10 protein-coding genes are annotated in these 10,014 nt (G+C 42.0%); 7 read left to right on the top strand and 3 right to left on the bottom strand.

The annotated features are described in order from the left end of the window. Nucleotides 1–9: 9 nt before the first annotated feature. Entirely contained in the window at nucleotides 10–1,317 is a 1,308-nt protein-coding gene (locus tag OIU26_RS09735; RefSeq protein ID WP_264216674.1) for an MFS transporter, read from the top strand. An 81-nt stretch (nucleotides 1,318–1,398) separates the two neighbouring features. Here the strand turns inward: OIU26_RS09735 and OIU26_RS09730 are convergent, their stop codons facing one another. Genes OIU26_RS09730 through OIU26_RS09720 form a run of 3 tightly spaced genes read right to left on the bottom strand, consistent with a single transcriptional unit; the run spans nucleotide 1,399 to nucleotide 3,976 of the window. Next, entirely contained in the window at nucleotides 1,399–2,097 is a 699-nt protein-coding gene (locus tag OIU26_RS09730; protein ID WP_040102028.1) for a DUF4097 family beta strand repeat-containing protein, read from the bottom strand. Between the two features lie 35 nt (nucleotides 2,098–2,132). Then, nucleotides 2,133–3,068, bottom strand: a complete 936-nt coding sequence (locus OIU26_RS09725; protein ID WP_016821476.1) for an ABC transporter permease — start codon at nucleotides 3,066–3,068, stop codon at nucleotides 2,133–2,135. Next, nucleotides 3,065–3,976, bottom strand: coding sequence for an ABC transporter ATP-binding protein (locus tag OIU26_RS09720; RefSeq protein ID WP_264216673.1), 912 nt, complete (start codon nucleotides 3,974–3,976; stop codon nucleotides 3,065–3,067). Before OIU26_RS09720 ends, OIU26_RS09725 begins: the two co-directional genes overlap by 4 nt. Before the next feature lie 146 nt (nucleotides 3,977–4,122). Between OIU26_RS09720 and OIU26_RS09715 the strand changes: the two genes are divergently transcribed. From OIU26_RS09715 to OIU26_RS09690, 6 genes are all read left to right on the top strand, one after another. After that, nucleotides 4,123–5,907 (top strand): helix-turn-helix transcriptional regulator, encoded by a 1,785-nt coding sequence (locus tag OIU26_RS09715; protein WP_264216672.1) that lies wholly within the window; start codon nucleotides 4,123–4,125, stop codon nucleotides 5,905–5,907. A 417-nt stretch (nucleotides 5,908–6,324) separates the two neighbouring features. Further along, on the top strand, nucleotides 6,325–6,771 hold the full coding sequence (locus OIU26_RS09710; RefSeq protein ID WP_013369616.1) for a tellurite resistance TerB family protein: 447 nt from the start codon (nucleotides 6,325–6,327) through the stop codon (nucleotides 6,769–6,771). Nucleotides 6,772–6,799: 28 nt separating this feature from the next. After that, nucleotides 6,800–7,393, top strand: coding sequence for a TerD family protein (locus tag OIU26_RS09705; protein ID WP_013369617.1), 594 nt, complete (start codon nucleotides 6,800–6,802; stop codon nucleotides 7,391–7,393). A 46-nt stretch (nucleotides 7,394–7,439) separates the two neighbouring features. Further along, nucleotides 7,440–8,015, top strand: a complete 576-nt coding sequence (locus OIU26_RS09700) for a TerD family protein (protein WP_013369618.1) — start codon at nucleotides 7,440–7,442, stop codon at nucleotides 8,013–8,015. Between the two features lie 32 nt (nucleotides 8,016–8,047). After that, the gene (locus OIU26_RS09695; protein WP_013369619.1) at nucleotides 8,048–8,629 is read left to right on the top strand and encodes a TerD family protein; all 582 of its coding nucleotides are present in this window, start codon (nucleotides 8,048–8,050) and stop codon (nucleotides 8,627–8,629) included. A gap of 102 nt (nucleotides 8,630–8,731) precedes the next feature. Further along, entirely contained in the window at nucleotides 8,732–9,997 is a 1,266-nt protein-coding gene (locus OIU26_RS09690; RefSeq protein ID WP_064962509.1) for a TerD family protein, read from the top strand. The last annotated feature ends 17 nt before the right edge of the window (nucleotides 9,998–10,014 follow it).

The raw sequence follows: 10,014 nt of genomic DNA, 5'->3' as shown, positions 1-10,014 counted from the left end.
GGGGATCTCATGAATCAGCCAAAGGAATTCTCGTTTTATGCTCGCCGGAATCTATTTATTTTTTCTGTGACCAGGCTTATATCCGAGCTAGGAAGTTCGATTTTTAAGTTTGCTTTAAGTCTATATATTTTGGACATCACCGGATCGGCCACTGTATTTTCAATGGTGTTAGGCTTGTCCATTCTGCCCGGAGTATTTGTCAATATTTTTGCAGGTGTAGTTATAGACCGGAGTAATAAGAAAAAAGTGCTTGTCATTACCGAGATATTAAGCGGCATAGCGCTACTAATCTTTTTACCCATTTTCTTGTTGGACTCAACCAATGTTATGTTGCTTGCTGTGTTTTCCGTTATATTAAGCTTAATTCAATCATTTACGTTCCTAACGCTGAATGCGTCAATTCCTAACTTAGTGGAAAGAGAAAAAGTTCATAGCGCAAACTCTTCTTATCAAAGCATAGGAGCAATCATAAATGTACTTGGCCCGATCCTGGGTGCAATTACTTATCGAGCTTGGGGCTTGGAAACGATTGTAATGATTAACGGAATAACATTTATTTCGGCTGGATTAATGCAACTATGGTTACAATTCAGGAAATCTGATGAACAAACGGTATCCTCAAGTTATTTAGACAGCGTAAAAGACGTGTTTGCGTATATAAACAAGCAAAAAGCCATCATGTATTTACTTGTCATCTTTGTTGGCATCAATTTTATGCTGGCTCCGTTAATCCAGGTTGTACTGCCGTATGTGACTTATCAGGAACTTCAACTTTCAGCTCAGCAACTGTCTGTTATTCAAGGAGCCTGGTTCGTAGGAGTCATTGCAGGAGCCATTGTGGTTTCACGTCGGAAAGTACATCAATTTGTTATTACCAAAATATTTATCCTGTTTCAGCTTCAAGCCATCTTATTCTTGACATGGTGTTTCCCATTATTGTTTCCCTCAACAGCAGGAAGCCTTATACAGATGACGTTCATCTTCATTATGATTTTGGCAGTCACCGGATTTTTTAATTCGATGAGCAATGTCCCCATGATTTCTTATGTGCAACTGTATACTCCAGAACATATCAGAGCCGGGGTGTTTGGTGTAATCAGCTCGATCACTATGCTAGCAACTCCGCTCGGAATCGGGTTGTACGGAATACTATTGGATAGAATCCATTGGGTATACCTTCCTCTGGCTTCGGGAATAGTTGCTCTGGTGATGGGTATCATGGCTCATAAGAACAAAGAATTACGTAACTTTTTCAGTCAAAATCCCGAACCAGTCCTTAATAGCGTAGGTGAAAAAGAACGGGTATCAGCATTATAAACTGAATTTCTGCTTATGATGTGATTGAAGGACCTGATGTTAATGGAAAGGCCAACTTAAGTTGGCCTTTTGGTCTTTCAGTTATTTTTTGCTTTGAGTTACTTTCCCCTTCACATCACCGATGCTTACTTTTCCATTGCCGCTCTGAATAATGACAACATCTTTTGCAACTTGATCAATATCCAGAGAGCCGTCACCTAACTCAATATATGCAGTACCCCCTATTTTATCTGCTTGAATATGTCCGTTTACATTCTCAATATTGACATCGGATGAGCTATTTTGAATAGTAATTCCCCCATCTCTGTTGGTTAAATCAATGGCTCCACCGATTTCTTTAAGCGTGATATTACCATTCACATTTTCAATGCTTACATCCGAGGCTAAATTCGTTACTTGAATATCTCCATCTCTATGCGGATGTTTAATTTCTAGTTTCATTTGTTCCGGAATGGTGAGCTTGACATCAACTGTTTGGGGACCTGTTGACATGAATTGGCCTTCGAAAAAAGTATTAAGCGTAGCTACACCATCTTTTCCCTCCAGACTTAATTTTAGCTTATCCATGTTGCTGCCATTAGCAACGACACTGGCTTGTATTTTATCTGTATTGTTTTTTCCGACAACTTCAATTTGACCGTTGCTATTATCTAAAACTAAGCTGGAAATACCGGCAGATGATAGTTCAAGTTCCTTGTTTAAAGATGTTGCAGGTTTGGATGAACAGGCCGCAGTTAACAGTAACATTGAGATCATCACTAAAGTAGTGAGCCATTTCATTTCAATCACTCCATTTCAGAATAGTTAGTATAGATTTAGATTACATCCCGTTTTGTAAAAATAGGATATGAAACGAGATGCATAGCGACCAGATGAAGTAGAAGGAGGAACAGTGAGAAGCCCAGGGTCATTCCTTCCACTGGCGTCGTTCCAAAAAAATAAGGATTGAGATCTGTGCTGGAAAACACAAAATATTTTGTCCAAGGCCATCCATTCATGGTGATACTCAAGACGAATCCTGCTATAGCTGCCAGCATAGAGAATACAATAGAAAATGTAACACTGCGAAATGCTGCAGAAATCATAAATGCAAATGTCAACACGATAACCATAAAAGGTATATTAAATAAAAACCCACCTAACAAGGCTTGAATCATATCTGCCTGCTGAATGGTTTGATCCTTGACGAATAAGTAGGGATCGCCGATCCCCTTAAAGCCAAACATTAAACCACCGAAAAATATGGCAGCCAGAAAAGTGAGCAGAACCAAAAATATCCCAAACAAGAGAGTTGCAATATATTTAGAAAAATAAATTTTCGAGCGTGTAGCTGAACGTGTCAGTAAAAATTTGATTGTACCGGCAGAAAACTCAGAGGCAACAATATCGCCAGCCACGATAAGAGCTAAAAGAGAGATACCTACAATTAAATTTCTGGATTGACTCACTGTAAAACTCCAAGCATTGGATTGAGGAGCGATGTTATGGTCCAAATAATACTGATTCATCAAAATTTTTTCTGCTGCCATTTTTTTCTCAATGGGTAGAGCGTCTGACTTTGCTGCATCTCTCGTTAGCTTCGAATTTTCATGCTGTAAAAGTGTTTTCCAGCCTTCATTGTACTCAGTCATACCAGAACTTTTTAAATTGGCCATCTGGATTAATACATACAAAATAAGCAGTATGATGATAAACCAGGTACGTTTACGCTTATAAATCTTCATGTTTTCATTGCGAATTAACTGAATCACTTTTCAATTCCCCCTGTGATTTCAATAAATTTATCCTCTAGTGTCTGTTTCGTGATCTGAACGCTGTATATGTTCACCCCCGTATCCATAAGTTTTTTTGTAATACCCGGAATTTGATCCTTTGTAATGTCAACTTGTAGAGTTTGTTGATCTGCAATAATTTCTTTCCCCGCCAGCATGGACTGGAATACCGGAAGAGCCAATTCGGGTCTATCTACTTCAAACCGAACAGGAGCAAGCCGATTATCCATCATCTCAGCTACATTATGGATACCAATCAGTTTTCCCTTATTTAAAATCGCTACCTGATCACACATCAGTTCCATTTCAGCCATAAGATGGCTAGAAATAAGAACACCAACGCCTTCTTTTTGAGACAGATTGATTAAATGTTCCCGAAGCTCTCTTATTCCTGCTGGGTCTAAACCATTGGTAGGCTCGTCAAGCACAAGTAAGGAAGGTTTATGGGCCAGTACAACGGCTAATCCCAGTCGCTGCTTCATGCCAAGAGAATAAGTTCCCGCTTTCTTATCAATGCTGTCCTCAAGTCCAACGAGCGAGATTACTTCCTGGATACGTTCCGAAGAAACCCCTGGAGACATTCTTGAGAAATGAATCAGATTGTCATAGCCGGATAGATATTTGTACAGATCTGGATTTTCGACGATAACCCCTACATGTCTCATTGCCTTTTCGAAGGAGCGATCGATATCTTGGCCGTGGATAAATACCTGGCCTCCTGATTTTGAACTTAAACCTACGATCATCCGAATAGTGGTCGTCTTGCCCGCTCCATTTGGGCCAACAAGACCCATGATTTCTCCCGCCTTCACATCCAAGGACAATCCTTCAACAATGGTTCTCTTCCCAATCTTTTTACTTAAATTACGAATCTGTAATAGTGACAACAACGATTCCCTCCCCGCCAGCAGTTTGATTGTCTATAAAGTATCAGGAGTGCAGTCATACTCCCTAGTGACAAAATGTCATGACCTTGTTATGATGTGAAAAGATTGAAAAAATTACCTTAATTTAAGAAGAATGGGGTACTTACATGTTTGGATGCAATATGCGCTGGTCTTGGCAGGAATGGATTGTTGCTGTATTCCGAATCTTGTGGTTGATTTGCTTTGTTTTGCTATCGTATCAAGACCGCCCATCTTTCCCTTTCACTGTTGTATTTATCACTGTTCTCGTTTGCTATTCACTACCTTTGTTCATTGATCGAAGCCATTATCTCTGGTATTTGTTGGCTGAAGTATTTCTAGTGGGTGGAATTTCTTTGCTATTTGCTCATCAATATGAGCTTGTCCGGCTATTTTTGCCAGCTGTTTTTACGATTGCGTTTTATAGCCGCGGCCGTTCACATGCGGTAACTTTTCCTCTTGCGTTGTTGATGTTTTGTCTGGGAGGAAGAGGGGCGTTTCATTGGACGATAGAGGACGTATTCCAGAACTTAGTGGATGCTTCGTTTGTATACGGTATTGGTTTCGGATTACAAATGGCATTTCGTTCTATAGATCGGATCAAACAAAAACTCGAATTAATAAAAAAGCAGTATCAAACCCTTGAGCAGTATTCAACTCAGGTTGAACAGATGACACTATTGGAAGAAAGATATCGCATGTCACGCGAACTTCATGACTCGATTGGTCATACATTCACTTCCATTATCTTAAGTATGGAAACATTACGTCCTTATATCTCTTCTGAAGAGGGGATTGAAAGATTGCAATCTGTTCTTCAACTTGGTCGAACAGGGCTCGAAGATATCCGAAAGCAAGTTCATCAGATGGACCCTATGGAGGAAGATCCCTCTTTGGATTTATCCTTGCTCAATATAATTAATGAATTCAAAAAAAATACTGCCATTCGTGTTGTGTTCAGAACGATGGGGGAGCCGCTTCCTGTACTAAAACAGTCAAAACTGACCTTGTACCGCTGTTTACAAGAATTATTGACTAATGCCAGCCGACATGGGCATGCCAATTCTATTCAGGTGCTTCTTCACTACGACCATAACCAGATCATTTTGCAGGTGCAGGACAATGGGAAGGGAAGTGACGAAATAAAGTTCGGGTTTGGTCTTTCAGGAATGAAAGAGCGGCTTTCGTCCCTTCAAGGCAAGCTATACTTTCATTCCAAAGAAGGCGAAGGAACGATTGTGACCTGTTCTATACCATTACTTCAGGATACAGATGTTAGTAATCCAGAGATCAAGGTATTGCTGGTGGATGATCAATTACTCATTCGGGACAGTTTAGGCCTGTTGCTCAAAAACGAACCTGATTTTCGAATTCAAACGGCAGAAGACGGAAACGTTGCTGTAGATCGTTGTGCCAGCGATCCGCCAGACGTTGTATTAATGGATGTACATATGCCCCAGATGGACGGTATTACTGCGACGAAGTTAATTAAAGAAAGCTGGCCTAACATACGTGTAATTATGATCACAACCTTTGATGACATTTCGTATGCTACGAAATCACTTGCTTTGGGTGCTGAAGGTTATGTACTAAAAACAATTGATCCAAGAGAGCTGGCTAATACGATACGGCTAGTGCATCACGGAGGAACGATGATAACCCAAGAAGTAGCAGGTACACTGTTTCAGCAAATGACGGGGACGATGAAGAATCCTTATGGACTGACAGAGCGGGAGTTGGAAATTCTACATTGTTTAACTGAAGGACACCGTTATAAAGCAATTGCAAGCAAGGTTCACTTGTCTGAAGGAACTGTTCGAAACTACATTTCGACCATATACTCAAAAATGCAAGTGCAGAGTCGTGACGAAGCAATTGAAAAAGCTAAAACAGAGTTGCTTACAGACTCTTAATAAAAGCAAGGTATGTAGACACCAGCGTATGTCATACCACCGAACCTAATAGATTGAAGTGAAAATAGCGTCGTCCTAAATTTGGTCGACGCTATTTTTGTATGCTGTTGATCCGCAAGTATGCGCAACGTTTACCTTAGCAAAACCGTATATGTAGAACAGCAATTGTATTTTGTTGCATATCCATAGAAGTCTACCAATCTACAAACTTGCAATTGCACTATCTAATGGGGGATAATGGAAGGGATACTTTCGACAGAAAATAGGGCTAAAGATAGAGAGGATACCTATAAAAGGTAGATCAGATTTACCGCATTTTTGTATATTATTGTAGAATAAGATCGTAATTCAGGTTATAGTAAAGGAAGAAATTAACTAGGATAGATTATACCCAAATACGTAATTGTGGAGGGAAATATGAGTACATTTAAAAATTGGTTGAATACAACTAAAAAAGGACTTGGAGACCAGGTTAAGAAATTTAAGAATAAAGATTTTATGGAAGCTGTTGTTGCAGGTTGTGCATTAGTAGCATTTGCCGACGGTACTATTAGTCCGGAAGAGAAAACAAAAATGGCCGGATACATAAATATTAGTGAAGAATTGAAAGTTTTTGATATGGGTGAGGTCATCAACCGTTTCAATCACTATGTAGCGAACTTTGAATTTTCACCTGAAATCGGCAAACAGGAAGCATTGAAAGCGATTGGTAAATTGAAAGGCAAGCCTGAAGTAGGTCGACTTGTCGTCGGCGTATGCAGTGCGATTGGTGCAGCTGACGGTGACTTTGATGCCAATGAGCAACGGATTGTTGCTGAGATTTGTGGAGCGCTTGGTTTGAATCCGTCTGAATTTAGTCTGTAAATTTTACGGAAGGGAGGTGTGTTAATCAGTGGCTGTAATTAATCTGGTCAAGGGCCAGAAAATTGATTTAACCAAGGGAAACACAGGACTAACCAAGGTTATAGCCGGATTGGGATGGGACCCAGTGCAGTCCAAAGGATTTTTTGGCTTCAAGAAGCAACCCAATATTGATTGTGATGCTTCTGCCATTTTGCTGGATGCTAACGGGAAACTAACTCAGTCTGACAATGTAGTATGCTTCCATAATAAAAAAAGCCCGTGCGGCTCAGTCGTGCATTCCGGCGATAATCTGACCGGACAAGGTGACGGCGATGATGAACAAATTATGATTGACCTGGCACGGATTCCGGCCAATGTCGATAAAGTGCTGGTTGTTGTGAATATATATGATTGCGTAAACCGGAAACAGGATTTCGGCATGATCGAGAAAGCGTATATCCGCATTCTGGACGGTGCCAATTCCAAGGAACTGGTGACGTTTAATTTATCTGATAATTTTGAGGGAATGACTGCGCTGATCTGCGGGGAGCTCTATCGCCACAATGACGAATGGAAGTTTGCTGCAATCGGTGCAGGCACCCATGCCGTACATATTGATGTGCTGGCTGAGCGTTACATGTAATTTTAGGTTGCTCATACAAAACTAATGAGAAACGGGGTACTTACTCATGGCAATTAACTTATCTAAAGGTCAAAAAATTGATTTGACGAAAACAAACCCAGGTTTGTCCAAAATTATGGTTGGTCTCGGCTGGGACACCAATAAGTACGATGGTGGTAAGGATTTTGACTTGGACGTATCTGTATTTCTGGCGAATGCGGACGGCAAAGTAGAAACGGAAAAGAACTTCGTTTTCTTTAATAATCCACAAAACGAGAACGGTTCTGTCGTTCATACCGGAGATAACCGCACAGGTGAAGGTGACGGAGATGACGAGCAAATTAAAGTTGATCTGAGCAATGTACCTGCTAACGTAGAAAAGATCGCTTTTACGATTACGATCTATGATGCACAAGAACGCAGCCAAAACTTTGGACAAGTGTCCCGTGCTTATGCGCGTATTGTAAATGAGGCAAACAACGAAGAATTGGTTCGCTTTGATCTGGGAGAAGATTTCTCGATCGAAACAGGCGTCGTGGTAGGCGAGCTGTATCGCCATAGCGGTGAGTGGAAGTTTAATGCCATTGGTAGCGGCTACCAGGATGGTCTTGCAGGGTTGACACGTGATTACGGCTTAGCTTAAAAAAATCTACACGAAGAAGGCAGGTATGCAGTATGACGATTAGTCTTTCGAAAGGACAACGGATTGATCTGACCAAAACGAATCCAGGCTTGACTCGTGTGGTCGTAGGTCTTGGCTGGGATACCAATAAATACAGTGGTGGCGCTGAATTTGACTTGGATGCTTCGGCTTTCCTGCTATATGAGGATGGTAAAGCGAAGGCAGCTGACGATTTTGTATTCTACAATAACCCGACAGGTGGTGCGGGTGCTGTTACTCATACAGGCGATAATCGCACAGGTGAGGGCGACGGGGATGACGAGCAAATTATTATTGATTTTGCAAAGATTCCTGCAAACATCCATCGTATCGGCATTACAGTTACGATTTATGACTATGAGGCCCGTGCGCAAAACTTTGGACAAGTGTCCAATGCTTTTGTACGGGTGGTAGATGCGGCAACGGATCGTGAAGTGTTGCGTTACGATTTGGGAGAAGATTTCTCCACCGAAACAGCTGTGGTATTCTGTGAATTTTACCGTCACAATGCGGACTGGAAATTCCAGGCTATCGGTAGTGGCTTTGCTGGTGGATTGGGTGCGCTTGCTAAAAACTATGGCTTGGACGCTCAATAATATCCACTTGGGGTGGTGTCCAAAGGGGCGCTACCCCTTTCTTTTTAAGCCATTGAAGAACGTACGCTGAACACGACAAACGGACAGAAAGGTGACACAATCATGGCTGTTATCGTAGTAAAAGGGCAGAAGGTGGATTTGACCAAAACGAATCCGGGCCTGAGCCATGTCAACATAGGGATCGGTTGGGAGTCCTCAGCGGCTCTGGAACTCGATACTTCTGCATTTTTGTTAGGCCCTGGTGGGAAGGTATCGGGCGATGAGGATCTGATCTTTTACAATAATCCGACCACACCCTTTATCACCTATTCAGATGGACAACAGTTTGGTGACAAGAAACAGTTTTCGCTGGACCTAACCAGAATACCTTCCCATATCGAGAAGATTGCGTTTACGCTGACCATTTATGATGCGGATCAGAAACGGCAAAATTTTGGACAGGTTCAAGGTGGATTTATACGTTTTGTTCATCCGGTTAATGGAGAGGTTTTACGATTTAATTTGGATAGTGGCTTTACAGTCGAGACGGCCATTGTGATAGGCGAGCTGTACCGCCATAACGGTGAATGGAAGTTTAACGCGATAGGCGCAGGCTTTTCCGGTGGATTGGATGCGTTGTGTGAAAATTTCGGCATTGAAGTGGAAAATAATCCGGCTCCTCCGGCGCCAGGGCCTACACCACCTCCAGCGCCTCGGCCAGCACCAACACCGCCACCTGCACCTCCTGTTCCAAAGCCAGAGCCATCTGCAACTCCGGTGAATCTGAATCTGCGGAAAATTGAGCTGAAGAAAAAGGGCGACACCATTAACCTGAAAAAGGGCTCAGGCGGATTAGGTGAAATCCTAATCAATCTGAACTGGAATCAGGTACAGCAGAGTAAGGGCTTTTTCAGTCGTGGCTCCAAGGGTGTCGATCTGGACCTGGGCTGCTTGTATGAGATGAAGAACGGGGATAAAGGTGTCGTTCAGGCGCTTGGGGAAGTTTTCGGTTCTCTGAATCGCTTCCCGTACATTGCTCTGGATGGTGACGACCGTACGGGCTCTGTGAAAACAGGGGAGAATCTTCGTATTAACGGTGCCAAAATTTCTGAAATTAAGCGAATTTTGGTGTTTACCTTCATTTATGAAGGAGTCACGAACTGGTCACAAGCAGACGGGGTAGTCACGCTGTACCAGAAGGACGGGCCAGACATTATCGTTCATATGAATGAACATGACAATCGCAAAGGGATGTGTGCGATTGCAATGATCCAAAATGTGAACGATGAAACGTTCAGTATTGAGAGACTCGTACAGTTTTATGGCGGTCATCGTGAAATGGATCAGGCATATAACTGGGGCATGCGCTGGACGCAGGGGAGTAAATAAATTGAATTATCGGAGGC

Origin of the sequence: Paenibacillus sp. BT-177, assembly GCF_025846815.2 — a bacterium.
In the GTDB taxonomy this organism is placed as follows: domain Bacteria; phylum Bacillota; class Bacilli; order Paenibacillales; family Paenibacillaceae; genus Paenibacillus; species Paenibacillus polymyxa_C.
Note: the sequence above shows the minus strand (reverse complement) of the source record. Positions and strands in the feature narration are given on the sequence as shown.